Here is a 13,631-nt window from a genome sequence, read left to right as displayed (position 1 = left end):
CGTTGGGGCCTCTAGGGAGGATCCCTGGGCAGCTTCAAGCTCAGGGCAGGACTTTGAGCGCCTGGCCAGCGCTGCGGCCATAGCGGCTGGGATCGTACATCTCCTCGACAAGGGCAGGGGCCACCTGGAATTGGCCAGGGATCTCGGGACGGAAGAGGTAGACGAACTCGTGGCGGCCCCGCTTGAGCTCGGTGCTGAAGAAGGCCACCCGGTCGTCCCGGTTCTCTTGATGGGCCCAAAACCAGTCCCACCAGTAGTCGGCGGCAAGCCCTCGCGGATCCCGGGAGGTGATCTCGGCGCCGCTGGGCAAGGGATCCTCGATCACCACGTAGTGGCTATCCCGCTCAGCTTCCACCGTCAGCCGGGCCAGGAGCACCTCGCCCGCCCGCACCGCCTCGCCGGGGCGCAGGAGCTGTTCCCGGTAGCGGATCTCGCCATTGGCTTGGGGCTGGGGCTGTAGGCGGAAGTAGCGGCGGCTCACCGTGAAGCCCTGGCTGTCGGGGGGCGGCAGCTCCGGCAGAAAGGCCTCTCCCCGCAGGCTGTAGTAGAGGGGGCCGGGGCCGGATTTTTCCAGGCGCAGGCGGCGCAGGTTACTCACTTCGGCGTCGTCCCAGTCCAGCACCTGGCGAGGATCCTGAGGACCGGCCTGCCACTGGGCCAGTTGCGCCCCGCTTACCCCATCTTGCACCCGCACCTGGCGGGGGCCAGGCTGTTGCTGTTGCTGGGCTTGGTAGTGGGCCACTAGGCCCAGGAGGGCGTCGGCGGTGGCTTTGGTGGTGCGCCAGCGGTTGTCCTGCCGTTGCTGGAGAAGGGCGGTGGCGATCTCCCCGGCGCGGCCATCCTGGAGGCGCACGGCCAGTTGCAGGAGGGGCCCGGCCACCTCCAGGTCGTCGTAGGTGGGGCGTTCCCCGGCTGGCGGAGCGGAGGCGGCAGGAATAAACCAGCGGCCCTGGGGATCCCTTTGTCGCCGTTGCAGACCTTCCTCCAGAGCCGCCTGGGCGAGATCCCGCTGGCCCCGTTGCAGGGCGGCCAGGCCGCGGTAGGCCAGGCCAAAGGTGGAAAGCTGCGGCGGCGGCGGCAGCTCGGCAGTCACCAGCGCCGGATCCCAGAGGGCCAGGCTGTAGGCCACAAAGGCCCGCAGATCGGGGGAGAGGCGTTGGAACGGCTGCCCAGCCAGATACTCCAAAGCCCGCCGCACCCGCCACTCCTTGAGGGCGTAGCCGGCGGCCTGGGCGAGATGATAGCCCTGCAGGATGTAGGCGGTCAGGTAGGGGTTGCTGGTGTCGTAGGCCCACCAGCCCCAGCCGCCGTCGTAGTTCTGGGATTCCTCCAGCCGCTGCAGGCCGGCCCGAACCACCCGCGGCAGCCGCTCCAGGGTGGGCAAGCGCAAGCTGAGGCCCAACTGCTCGCCGGCCTGGGCCACCGCCAAGGCGGGCAAAAAGCGGCTCAAAGTCTGCTCGGTGCAACCGTAGGGGAACTGCACCAGGTAGTCCAAGGGCCCCAACAGCTCCGCTGCGGGGCTGGCGGCCAGTTCCAGATGCAGGTGTCGGGATCCCGGCACCCAGGTGGCCGGCCAATCCAAAGGCAGCTCAAGGCCATCCTCCTGCAGCCGCCCCGTTTGGAAGAAGCGGTGCACTGCCCCTAAGGGCTGACTGGGGATCCGCAGTTGCAGCGCATCCTGCAGCCCCTCCCCTTGTGCCCAAACCCGCAGGGGGGTCTCGCCGGCCCCCAGCACCCGCAGGGGCCATTCCACCCGCTCCGCCCTCTGGGCCGGCACGGTAAGGCGTTGTCGATCCGGGCCTTGCAACGCCAAGTTGGCGGGCACTTCCAGCCCCACCTCCACCGCCTGGGCTTTTGTGGTGCGATTTTGCACAACAGCGGCCAAGGTGAGTTGATCCCCCACCCGGAAAAAGCGGGGAGCTGCCAAGCGCACCAACAGGTCTTTGCTAACCGAGACTGTGGCAAGAGCGGATCCCACCTGGGTGTCGGCAGTGGCAGCACGGGCGGTCAAGCGCCAGGTGGTGAGGTTGTCGGGCCAGCGCACCTGCACCTGAGCCAGGCCATCGGCGTCGGTAACCAGATCCGGGAACCAGGCGGCGGTATCGCGAAAGTCTTCCCGCACTTGGCCGGCCAGCTTGTCGGCGCCGCCGGGATATTGTTGCGGGAAAGAGGTGGTGGTGGTGACTTGGTTGTCCTGGCGCCCGTAGAAGAAGCGGCGGATATCGGGGGTAAAGTCGGGCCGGAGCAGGTAGAGGGCATTGTCCACGATCCCCAGCCCCACCTCGGCGCTGACCGGCTGCCCTTGGGCATTGCGGGTGCGGATTTGAATTCGGGCCGTCTCCCCCGGCTGGTAGGTGGGCTTATCCGTCTGCAGCTCCACCTGCAAAAAGCGATCCAGCGGCGAGACCCGCAGCAGCGCCTCGTTCTGGTACAGCCGCCGCTCTGGGCCAACGACAGTGGCGGTGACGTAGAGGTTGGGGCGATACTCCTCCCGGATGGGCAGGCGCAGGGTGGCCGTATGCCCCTGCAGGCGCAGCAGTTGTACCTGGTGCAGCCGGGATCCCTCCAGGCCCACCAGCACCGGCAGATCCGGCAGCGGCGAGGCGATCAGGATCTGGGCCTCTTCCCCCACTTCGTAGATCTGGCGATCCGCCACCACCTCCAGGCTGGGCAGGGATCCCCAGCTTTGCAGGGGGCTGCCCGGCTCCACCACCCAGAGAGAGGCGACCTCCTGCACGCGACGGCGGCGGGGATCCCATGCCGTCAACCGCACCCGGTAGTCTCCCGGCTCCAGGTCGGCGGGCAAGCTGAGGGTGAGGCTGCCCTCCCCGTTGACGATCTGAAAAGGCTGCCGCAGCAGGGTACCTTGCCGTTGGTAGGTGCTGCTCTTGGGATCCCAGCGCCAGCGCTCCAGGCTCAGCTCCCCGGCGGTGCTGACGGGGCGGCCATCGTAGTCGCGGGCTTGCAGCCGGTAGGTGACGACGTCCCCCGGCGCGGGCAGGTGGCGATCGGCTGCGGCAAAGAGGGCCAATTCGCCGGCTGTCACCCAGGCCCGCGCCGCCCCGGTCACGCTGCGGCGGCTGATATCGGTCACCTCCACCTCAATGCGCAACTGCTGCACCTCCTGCGGGCCCCAGTAGCTGTCTTCCTCCCAGTCCAGATCCGCCAACAGGCGCTCCAGGCGCAACTCGGCCCGTCCCTGAGCATCTGTCACCCCTTCCCCTTCCGCCACCAGCCGCCCGTAGCCGCCGTAGTAGGCCGGTTCCTCTCCCAGGTCATTGGCAAAATAGTCTTCTGCCGCAGAACGGGGCAACAGCCCGTAGCGCAGGCTCCAGTCGGGGCTGCTGTAAACTCGGTAGCGGAGCTGGGCAGCGGCCACCGGCGCGCCGAAAAGATACTCGGCCTCCACCTGCACCTTCAGGGATCCCCCCCGCACCAGCCAAGGCCGGTCGGGCACCACCGTCACCTCAAACTCCGGTTTGCGGTAGGCTGCCACCCCAAAGTCGGTGGACTCGCGGCTGGATCCCTGGAACTGCCACTCTAGGCTGTAGCTGCCCAGGGGGGTTTCTTCCGGCAATTGAAACTGCCCGTGGACGCTGCCGAAAGCGTTGGTGGCCAGGGTCTGCTCCTCCAGCACATCGCCGTTGGGAGCGGCGAGGGTTACTTGCAGCGGCTGGCCTGCCGGGGGCGGGGTGAGGCGGCCTTGCTCCCGCACCAGGGCGCGAAAATAGACCGTCTGGCCGGGGCGGTAGAGGGGGCGGTCTGGGTAGGCGTAGATGCGGTACGGCTGGTTCCAGCCGTAGGTGTAGCTGCGGGACAAAACCTGCAACGTGTTGTCGGCGCTGCGGCCATAGACCACCAACGAGGATCTCTCCCCCGCCGGCAAGCTAAACTGGGCCAGCCCCTCCTCGTCGGTGGTGGCCGTCAAGGGATCCCCCCACTCCCCAAAAACTTGGATCTGGATCCCCGGCAGAGGACGCAATTCCTGCAAATGCACCGCCTGCACCACCAACTGGCTGGCATCCTGTTTCTGGATTAGGCCCAGGTCGCTTACCAAAAGCCACTCCTCAGAACGGGGCAAAGGTGCACTCGGGTTCAGCGGCTCCTGTCCTTCCGCCTCCAGCCAGTAGGCCCCCGGCGGCAGGATCCCCAGATCCAAGGTGCGGGTCACCTCTTCTCCCCCCAGCGGCTGCTGCCAACGGCGCAGCAGCTCTCCTCGCAGGGTGGAATACAAATCCGGATCCAGGGATCCGTAGCCGAGGGCCAAATTCCGCAAGCGAGGGGATCCCTCCAGATCGGCCAGGGAAAAGCGGTAAACGGCAAACTGCACCGCCCTCAAGCCACTGGCCCTCCACTCCAGCCGCGCCGGCTCGGCGGTCGTGAACACCTGGCTGGTGCTGTAGAGGTAGAGGCTGGGGGGCAGAAGCTGCGGGCGCAGGAGAGGAGCAGAAGCTACTGACCCTTCCCGCACCTGCACAGGCCTCTCGCTGAAGACGGTTTCCAGGCCGGATCCCCGCACCGTCACCCGGTATTCCCCAACGGGCAATTGATCCAAGCGATACTCGCCCTCCGCAGACGGGCTGACGCTGCGGCTCACCGGGCCGGCGGCAATCACCTGGACGTTCCCCGGCGCCACCCCTGCCGGCAGCTCCACCCGCCCCGTCAGGGATCCCGTCGGCGGCTCCGACAGCAAAACCGCCAGCCCCACGGCCAAGAACACCCCCAGGGCCACCAACCAGCGCCGCAGCATGGGATCCCTTCCTCCTCCCTATGTGTCCTGGTTGCCCTGGGGACGGGGTCGCTACTTCACCAGCTCGAACACGTTGAACATCGGCAGGTACATGGCCACGATGATGCAGCCCACCATCCCCCCCAAGATCACGATCATCAGCGGCTCCAGCAGGCTGGTGAGGGCGCGCACCGCCTCCTCCACCTCCAGCTCGTAGAAGTCCGCCGTCTTCATCAGCATGGCATCCAGCTCCCCCGTCTCTTCGCCCACGCTGATCATCTGGATGGCCATGATCGGGAAGACCTTGGCCTTATCCAGGGCCGGGGCGATCTGGCCCCCTTCCGAGATGGATTGGCGGGCGGCGTCGATGGCGTTGGCCACCACCTGGTTGCCGGAAGTGTCGCGCACAATTTCCAACGAAGTCAGCACCGGCACCCCAGAGCGGGTCAAGGCCCCAAAGGTGCGGCAAAAACGGGCCACCGCCGACTTCTGGATCAGATCCCCGAAAATGGGCAGCTTGAGGGCCAGCGCGTCGATGGTCTCCTTGCCGGCGGGGGTGCGATAAAAGCGGCGGAAGGCAAAGAAGACCGCCACCAGAAAGCCCACCAGGCCCAAGCTGTACTGGGGCGTGCGCAGGAACTTGCTGATGTTGATGAAAAACTGGGTAAAGGCGGGCAGCTCACCCCCCAAGTCGTTGTAGATGCTCTCAAACGTGGGCAAGATGAACAGCACCATGCCCAAGAAAATCAAGACAGCCAAGATCGTCACCACCACCGGGTAGGTCATGGCTGACTTGATCTGCTTCTGCAGGCGATCCATGTCCTCCAGCAGCTTGGCCAGGCGGTTGAGCACCTCGTCGAGCACGCCGCCCACCTCCCCCGCCTGCACCATGCTGCAGTAGAGGCCGTCAAAGGCATCCGGATAGGGGCGGATGGAATCGGACAGGTTTTTCCCCGCCTCCACTTCCGCCCGAATCGCCCGCAGGTATTTTTTGAGCTTGGGGTTGCCGGTTTGCTCCTCCATAATGGTGAGGGAGCGCACCATCGACACGCCGGCGTTGATCAGGGCAGCAAATTGCCGCGAGAACACCGCCTTGTCCCGAATGTCGATGGATCCCAGCATCGAGAAATCAAAAGAGGTCTCCAGCGAGAAAAAGGGCTTTTCTTCCTGAATGTCCTCTGGCTTGGCAAAAACGCCCTCTCGGCGCAGCCGTGCACGCGCCTCGGTCAAGTTGTTGGCCACCACCGTCAGGCGTACCGGCTGACCGGCCTTTAACCCCCGAACCTTGTAGCGCGGCATAGCTTACCCCCGATTCAAACTCATGATGAGAGGGTTCGAGTTGTGGGATCCAGCCCCCGAACTTTGGGCAACTAACTTTCTCAGCTAGAGCTTAGCCACAAATTGAGGCGGCGGCCAGAGATCGGCAAGAAGACCTCACCCCGGGACGCGGCGCTGCGGCTCAACGACGGACGGCAACCCCCGCTGGACGCTGGTGTTGAGCTGCCGCGGCTGGCGAGGGCCCGGCAACGTTGCCCAACAGCCGCTGCAACTCCTCAGGGCGAGAGGTCTTGGACATGGCCGTCTCGAAGTCGATCTTGCCCTGCAGGTAGAGGTTGGCCAGATCCTGCTCCAGGGTCTTCATGCCCTGCTTGCCGCCCGTCTGGATGGCCGAGTAGATCTGGGCGGTCTTGCCCTCCCGAATCAGGTTGGCAATGGCCGGCGTCACCACCATGATCTCTTGCACCAGCACCCGCCCGGGCTCTCCCGGCTTGGGGTTGAGGCGGCGGGCCAAAGTTTGCGAGAAGACGGCCTTGAGGGAGTTGGAGAGCTGCACGCGGATCTGCTGCTGCTGCTCCGGCGGGAACACGTCCACCAGGCGATCCACCGTCTGGGCGGCAGAGCTGGTGTGGACCGTGGCAAAGCAGAGGTGGCCGGTCTCGGCGGCGGTGATGGCCAACTGGATGGTTTCCAGATCCCGCATCTCCCCGATCAGGATCACATCCGGATCTTCCCGCATCGCCGCCCGCAGGGCATTGGCAAAGCTCTTGGTGTCTTCGCCCAACTGCCGCTGGTGGATGATGCTGCGGATGGGAGTGTAGATGTACTCGATGGGATCCTCGATGGTGAGGATGTGCTCGGCCCGCTCGCGGTTGATGAAGTCGATGATAGCGGCCAAAGTGGTGGACTTGCCGGATCCCGTCGGGCCGGTCACCAACACCAGGCCCCGAGGCAGACGGGCCATCTCCTTACACACATCCGGCAGGCCCAGCTTGTCGATGTTGGGGATCTCAGAGGCCAGCGCCCGCATGGCGCAGGCGTAGGTGCCGCGATCCCGGTAGACGTTGACGCGGAAGCGCCCGATCCCGCGCACGCCGTAGGAGCAGTCCAACTCCCAGTTCTGCTCCAGGTGTTTGCGCTGGGTGTTGTTCAACATGCTGAAAATGAGCCGCTGCACCTCCTCAGGGGTGAGGGGCTCGTGCTCGGTTGGCTGGAGTTCGCCATTGATGCGGAAATAGGGGGGCAAACCGGCTGAGATGTGGATGTCAGAACCGCCCCTGCGGACGATTTCTTCCATCAGGTCTTCGATCATGAGTTGTGGCATAGGGCTGGTGTCTCCAATCGGTAAGCTGAGTCAGGCTGGGTTCGACCTAGGAGTTGTCGATGAAAAACCCTTCTAAAGCCGGGCTAGAGGCAACCCTCCAGGACTCGTATAGGACTGTTATAATCAGCACCTTGGCGGCGTCAAGAGCCAGGCGCCTTGCCTAAAACTTCGGCGTCAGGCAGTAGGGGCAATCCATCCAGTCTACCTGCAGGGCGGCGCCACAGTTGCGGCAGGTGCTAAGGGCCTTGGCACGGGCCTTCAGCTCCGTTTCCAAACCCTTGTCGGTGAGGATAACCCGATCTACCTCCTCCAGCGTGGTCAGGCCCTGCTTTACCAGCATCAAGCTGTAGGCGAGCAGGGTTTTCATGCCGCTTTCGACAGCGGCTTCCTTGATGACCTCCGTGGGAGCCCCCTTGTTGATCAACTCGGCCAGGCGGTCGTTCATGCGCATGAACTCGTACACCCCCACGCGGCCTTTGTAGCCCACGCCCCCACATTTCTCGCAGATGGGCTTGCCGGTGGCTTTGCGCTGCTCGATCTCTTTGGGGGAGAGCTTGTTGGCTTTGTAGAAGGTGAGCTGTTCGCCGTCGCCGCTGAGGCTGAGGCCATAGCGGGCCAACTCCTCGGATGTGGGGTGGTACGGGATCCGACACTCGGTACATACCCGACGCATCAAGCGCTGGGCCAGCACCCCCAACAGCGAGCTGGAGATCATGAACGGCTCGATCCCCATCTCCGTCAGACGGGCGATGGCACCGGGGGCATCGTTGGTGTGCAGGGTGGTCAACACCAGGTGGCCGGTGAGGGAGGCTTCGATGGCGGTTTTGGCCGTCTCGTGGTCGCGGGTTTCCCCCACCAGGATCACATCCGGGTCTTGCCGCAAGAAAGCGCGCAGGATCATGGCAAAGTCCATGCCCTTTTCGCGGATCACCTGCACCTGGGTGATCCCCGGCAGGGAGTATTCGATGGGATCCTCGGCGGTGCTGATGTTGATGCCGGGATCGTTCACTTCTGCCAGCGCCGAGTAGAGGGTGGTGGTTTTCCCGGATCCGGTGGGCCCGGTTACCAAGATCAGGCCAAAGGGTCGCCTGACAACCTCCTTGAAGCTGGCCAGGGTCTCTGGGTCGGTGATCAGCTTGTCCAGGCCGAGCTGGGTGGCGGAGTTGTCCAGAATCCGCAGCACGATCTTCTCCCCGTAGCGGGAGGGCAGGGTGCTGACGCGGAAATCCACCTTGCGCCCCTTGAAGACGCGGCGAATCCGCCCGTCCTGGGGCAAGCGCCGCTCGGCAATGTTCAGGTTGGACATGATCTTGAAGCGAGCGGTGAGGGCAGGGACGATCTTCTTGGGAAAGTTTTCAAAAGCCTGCCGCAGCACCCCATCCTTGCGGAAGCGGATGCGCAGGTATTCTTCTTGTGGCTCGATGTGGATGTCCGACGCCCCGTCCTGCAGGGCCTTGACCAGGATCTGGTTGGACAGTTTAATAATCGGGGCATCATCTGCCGATTTGACCTGCTGCTCCAGGGATCCCTCGCCAGCCTCATCGACGGCGACATCCTCGATGCTGTCCAGATCGAGCTCGGCGATGTTGACCACCACCTCTTCTTCCTCTTGGACAGGGGCAGCCGCGTCGTTGATGCCCTTGATGGCCAGCAGCTCCGCCTGGGCATCCATGTAGCGGTTGATCAGGGCGTCGAAATCCCGCTGGGTGAAGACCCGCCGCTGCAGCTTCAGCCCCTGGATGCGGAAGCGCCGCTGGATGTCGTCCAGCGCCTGCAGGTTGTCCGGCCTGACCATCGCCACCAGCACTTGGTTGTCTTGGCGGCGGATGGGCAAGAACTTGTAGCGGTTGCAGATGTCGAGAGGCAAGAGCGAGTCGATGAGCCCGATCATCTCCGAGATCTCCACCGGCTCCAAATCGATGTCGAGGGGGGGGATCCCGTAGATGATTTTCAGCTCAAAGAGCTGCTGCCGCTTGTAGGCCCGCTCCAGGTCAGGGGTGATCTCTTTGCCGACAATCTCTTTGACCACCAGGGCTAGGGCCTTGCTGCCCCCTTCGCGATCGGCTTTGAGGGCGTTTTGGATGTCCTGGATTTGCTTATCGTCGGCAAAGCCCAGCTCTTTGAGCTTGCGGCCGAAAGGAGTGATGCTGACGTTGGCAATGGCCAGGGCTTTGCTGGCAGCGCCGGCGCGGCGCGAGGTAAAGGGAGGGGAAGGAAGATCGCTCATGCTGGCGGGTCACCCACAATGCCTCTATTTCACTGCACTTGGCTGCTAAGGGTCAACGGTAAAGATACATAAGTCTGGACTGCCCAGAGGCCGCCAACCCTGGGCTTACTATGCCCCAACTCGGCTCAAATCTCGCATTCACATCCATCTCGTCCCCTAAGTCTCGCAGACCAGCGCTTGCGACCGCTGGGTCAAGTAAAGATTTTCGCCGTAATCGACAGGGCAGTCGATGAGGGTGGGCACCGGCTGCTCGAGGGCCTGCTTCAGGATGGGGATCAGGTCGGCAGCCTTTTCGACGCGGTAGCCCTTGAGGCCCATGCTCTCCGCCAGCTTAACGAAGTCTGGATTGCCGAACTTGACGAAAGCAGCCTCGCCATACTGGTTGTGTTGCTTCCACTCGATCAGCCCATAGCCGCCATCGTTGAAGATGAGGGTGACAAAGGGGGTGCCCACCCTGAGGGCAGTTTCCAGCTCTTGGCAGTTCATCATGAACCCCCCATCTCCGGTCACGGCCACAACGCGCCGGTCAGGATGCACCAGTTTGGCGGCCAAGGCCCCCGGAATGGCGATGCCCATGGCGGCAAAGCCGTTGGAGATGAGACAGGTGTTGGGTTTGTCACAGTGGTAGAGGCGGGCCATCCACATTTTGTGGGCGCCGACATCGGAGATGACGATGTCTTCGGGTTCCAGGACTTGGCGCAGGTCGTAGATCAGCTTTTGGGGCTTGATCGGGTAGCTCTGATCCTGGGCATAGCAGGTGTACTCGCGGACGATGTTCTGCCGCAGGCTGATGCCATAGGGATCCGGCTTGCCCGTGCGATCGCAGCGGCGCAGGATCTCCATCAGGGAGTCGGAAATGTCTCCCACCACCTCTACTTGCGGGATGTAGCTGCTGTCGATTTCAGCCGGCAGGGCGGCGATGTGAACGATGGGGATGGTGCCGTCGGGGTTCCATTTCTTGGGGGAGTATTCGATGAGGTCGTAGCCGACGGCGATCAGCAGATCGGTGCGGTCGAAGCCACAACTGATCAGATCCCGCTGCTGTAGGCCAACGGCCCACAAGGACAAGGGGTGGGTGTAGGGGATCACTCCTTTGCCCATGAAGGTGTTGACCACGGGGATGTTCAAGCGGGTGGCAAATTCCGTGAGGGCGCTGCTGGCTTGGGCGCGAATGGCTCCATTGCCGGCCAAAATCAAGGGGTTGCGGGCGCGGGAGATCAGGGAGGCCGCTTCGTTCAGGCTTTGATAGGAAGCGTAGGTTTTGTCCAGGCGATCTCTCCTCAAGGGAGTGCCGCTGGCTTCCATGGCGGCAATGTTTTCCGGCAAGTCGATGTGGACGGCTCCCGGCTTCTCGGTTTGGGCCAATTTGAAAGCCTTGCGCACGATCTCCGGGGTGATGCTGGGGCGCACGATCTGGGCATTCCACTTGGTGACGGGGGCAAACATGGCCACCAAATCCAGGTATTGATGGGATTCGATGTGCATGCGGTCGGTGCCGACTTGGCCGGTGATGGCCACTAGGGGTGCTCCGTCCAGGTTGGCATCGGCAACTCCGGTCATCAGGTTGGTGGCGCCCGGCCCCAAGGTGGAGAGACACACCCCCGCTCTGCCCGTCAGCCGGCCATAGACATCGGCCATGAAGGCGGCCCCCTGTTCGTGGCGGGTGGTGATAAAGCGAATTGAGGAGCGGCGCAGGGCTTGCAGGACTTCCAGGTTTTCTTCGCCAGGAACGCCGAAGATGTACTGCACCCCCTCATTTTCCAGGCAGCGAACCAGCAGTTCGGCGGTATTCATGGTGGCAAGGGTATGGAGAACGGTGGATCTGGATCCCACCATAGACGGCGGACGGGGCAAGGGATAACTTGTTTTCTGGGCTTGGGGACGGGGGCAGGCTGGGCTGGGAACCAAGCTAAGCTCAAAGGGACGGCCCAGGCCCAATTGCCCCTCCAAGCTTCTTCTTCTGGAGATGCCCATGCGGCTCTACGTCGAACCTTTCACCGTTCACAAGCGCTACGCCTTGACCATCAGCCGAGGTACCCACAGCGATACAACCTTGGCTTGGGTGCGAATTGAGGAGGAGGGAATTGAAGGGTGGGGAGAGGCTTGCCCTTTTTCGGTGAGCGACGATTGCCACCAGTCTCTGGACGACATCCTGATGGGCTTGGACGTGGCCAAAGGGATCCTGCGCCGCCATTCCCCCTGGGAGCGCCAGCCAATCGAGGCAGAACTGCTGCGGGCCGGGATCCCTTCGGCAGCGCGGGCAGCGGTGGATATGGCCCTGCACGATTGGATGGGCAAACGGCTGGGGAGGCCCCTGTGGCAGTTGTGGGGGCTGGATCGCTCCCGCATCCCGCCCACCACTTTGACCATTGGCATTTCCACCCCTCAGGCGGCCCGCCAGCGTGCCTTGGCCTGGATGGAACAGACCCAAGCGCGGGCCTTCAAGATCAAGCTGGGCAGCGACTTGGGGCTGATGGCGGATCAGAACATGCTGATTGCTGTACAAGAGGTGATCCCGCTGGGATCCCTGATTACAGTGGATGCCAACGGCGCTTGGACGGTGGAGCAAACCCTGAGCATGAGCAATTGGCTGGCGGGGCAGGGGGTGAGCTACCTGGAGCAGCCCTTGGAGAGGGGACAGGAGGCGAAGCTGATCACCCTCTGGCACGAGTCGAAGCTGCCCATCTTCGTGGATGAGAGTTGTTTCGACAGCCGCGATATTCCCGCCCTGGTGGATCGGGTGCACGGCATCAACATCAAGCTGATGAAGTGCGGCGGCCTTAGCGAAGCCTGGCGCATGATCCACACCGCCAAAGCCTATGGGCTCCAGGTGATGCTGGGCTGCTACAGCAACACCGCCCTGGGCAACACGGCGGCGGCCCACCTAGCGCCGCTGGTGGACTACGTGGACTTAGACAGCCACCTCAATCTCATCGACGATCCCTTTTCCGGGGCTTCGGTGCAGGAGGGCTGTCTCATCCCCACCGACCGACCCGGCCTAGGGGTGGAGTTGCGGGAGTAGGACCATGCTCTCCAGTCAAACTCGGGTGGCCATCCTGCTCCACGGCGGCCTGTTGGGGGAGCACGGCAAAACAGGGCTGGGGCTATTGCGCTATGGGCCTTTTCCAGTGGTGGCCGTCATCGATCGGGAGCAGGCGGGGAGATCCCTGGCCCAACTCACGGGCATTGCCAAAGACATTCCCATCGTAGCCTCGGTGCAAGAGGCGCTGGTTTACGGCCCCGAGGTGTTGGTGATTGGGATCGCTCCTTCCGGCGGCCAGTTGCCCCCTGAGTGGCGGGAGGAGCTCTGCCAAGCCCTGCAAGCCGGCTTGTCTTTAGCAAACGGGCTGCACACCCCCCTAGCGGAAGATGCCCAGTTGCGGCAGTGGCTGCAGCCGGGAGCCTGGATCTGGGACATTCGCCGCGAACCCCCTGGTCTGGGAGTAGGGAGGGGCCTAGCTCGCTCTCTCCCCTGTCGGCGGGTACTGACGGTGGGCACCGACATGAGCGTGGGCAAAATGTCCACCAGCCTAGAGCTGCACCGGGCCAGCCTGAAGCGCGGCCTGCGCTCCCGCTTTTTGGCCACCGGACAAACCGGGATCCTCATCAGCGGCGATGGGATACCCCTGGATGCGGTGCGGGTGGACTATGCCAGCGGCGCTGTGGAGCAACTGGTGTTGCGCTATGGATTTGACCACGACATCCTGCACATCGAAGGCCAGGGATCCCTGCTCAACCCCGCCTCTACAGCAACCCTGCCCCTGTTGCGGGGATCCCAGCCCACCCACTTGATCTTGGTCCACCGAGCTGGGCAAACCCACATCAAAGGGATGGACTACGTACCCATCCCTCCCCTGCGTAAGGTCATCGAGCTGTACGAACAGGTGGCCAGAGCTGCCGGCGCCTTTGCCCCCGTGCCGGTGGTGGGGGTGGCCCTCAATACCTTCGGTTGGGAGGAGGAAGCCGCCCTGGCCCAGATCCGCCAGGTGGAAGTGGAGACCGGGCGGCCCTGTACCGACGTGGTGCGCTTTGGGGCGGATCCCCTCTTGGATGCCATTCTCTCGACAGGCTAG

General features: G+C 63.6%; 7 protein-coding genes. 2 read left to right on the top strand and 5 right to left on the bottom strand.

What is annotated here, in order from left to right:
- Positions 1-40: 40 nt before the first annotated feature.
- The 5 genes from CYA_RS15635 to CYA_RS09260 form a co-directional block, all read right to left on the bottom strand.
- Positions 41-4,750 carry an alpha-2-macroglobulin family protein gene (locus CYA_RS15635; RefSeq protein ID WP_011430787.1) on the bottom strand — a complete coding sequence of 1,570 codons (4,710 nt, stop codon included), beginning with the start codon at positions 4,748-4,750 and terminating at the stop codon, positions 41-43.
- A gap of 51 nt (positions 4,751-4,801) precedes the next feature.
- Entirely contained in the window at positions 4,802-6,028 is a 1,227-nt protein-coding gene (locus CYA_RS09275) for a type II secretion system F family protein (protein ID WP_011430786.1), read from the bottom strand.
- Positions 6,029-6,188: 160 nt separating this feature from the next.
- Complete coding sequence (locus CYA_RS09270) at positions 6,189-7,331, bottom strand: type IV pilus twitching motility protein PilT (protein WP_099834829.1); 1,143 nt, start codon at positions 7,329-7,331, stop codon at positions 6,189-6,191.
- A 160-nt stretch (positions 7,332-7,491) separates the two neighbouring features.
- Positions 7,492-9,558 (bottom strand): GspE/PulE family protein, encoded by a 2,067-nt coding sequence (locus CYA_RS09265; RefSeq protein WP_011430784.1) that lies wholly within the window; start codon positions 9,556-9,558, stop codon positions 7,492-7,494.
- 156 nt (positions 9,559-9,714) lie between these two features.
- Positions 9,715-11,352, bottom strand: coding sequence for an acetolactate synthase large subunit (locus CYA_RS09260; RefSeq protein WP_011430783.1), 1,638 nt, complete (start codon positions 11,350-11,352; stop codon positions 9,715-9,717).
- 178 nt (positions 11,353-11,530) lie between these two features.
- Here CYA_RS09260 and CYA_RS09255 point away from each other — a divergent pair, with 178 nt between their 5' ends.
- On the top strand, positions 11,531-12,580 hold the full coding sequence (locus tag CYA_RS09255; RefSeq protein ID WP_011430782.1) for a dipeptide epimerase: 1,050 nt from the start codon (positions 11,531-11,533) through the stop codon (positions 12,578-12,580).
- A gap of 4 nt (positions 12,581-12,584) precedes the next feature.
- Complete coding sequence (locus CYA_RS09250; protein WP_011430781.1) at positions 12,585-13,631, top strand: DUF1611 domain-containing protein; 1,047 nt, start codon at positions 12,585-12,587, stop codon at positions 13,629-13,631.

This window comes from Synechococcus sp. JA-3-3Ab (genome assembly GCF_000013205.1).
Classification (GTDB): domain Bacteria; phylum Cyanobacteriota; class Cyanobacteriia; order Thermostichales; family Thermostichaceae; genus Thermostichus.
Note: the sequence above shows the minus strand (reverse complement) of the source record. Positions and strands in the feature narration are given on the sequence as shown.

What these genes read in the sequence shown, in the direction of transcription:
- CYA_RS09255 (WP_011430782.1), top strand. Translation starts at nt 11,531, where the DNA reads ATGCGGCTCTACGTCGAACCTTTCACCGTTCACAAGCGCTACGCCTTG.
- CYA_RS09270 (WP_099834829.1), bottom strand. Translation starts at nt 7,331, where the DNA reads ATGCCACAACTCATGATCGAAGACCTGATGGAAGAAATCGTCCGCAGG.
- CYA_RS09275 (WP_011430786.1), bottom strand. Translation starts at nt 6,028, where the DNA reads ATGCCGCGCTACAAGGTTCGGGGGTTAAAGGCCGGTCAGCCGGTACGC.
- CYA_RS15635 (WP_011430787.1), bottom strand. Translation starts at nt 4,750, where the DNA reads ATGCTGCGGCGCTGGTTGGTGGCCCTGGGGGTGTTCTTGGCCGTGGGG.
- CYA_RS09265 (WP_011430784.1), bottom strand. Translation starts at nt 9,558, where the DNA reads ATGAGCGATCTTCCTTCCCCTCCCTTTACCTCGCGCCGCGCCGGCGCT.
- CYA_RS09260 (WP_011430783.1), bottom strand. Translation starts at nt 11,352, where the DNA reads ATGAATACCGCCGAACTGCTGGTTCGCTGCCTGGAAAATGAGGGGGTG.
- CYA_RS09250 (WP_011430781.1), top strand. Translation starts at nt 12,585, where the DNA reads ATGCTCTCCAGTCAAACTCGGGTGGCCATCCTGCTCCACGGCGGCCTG.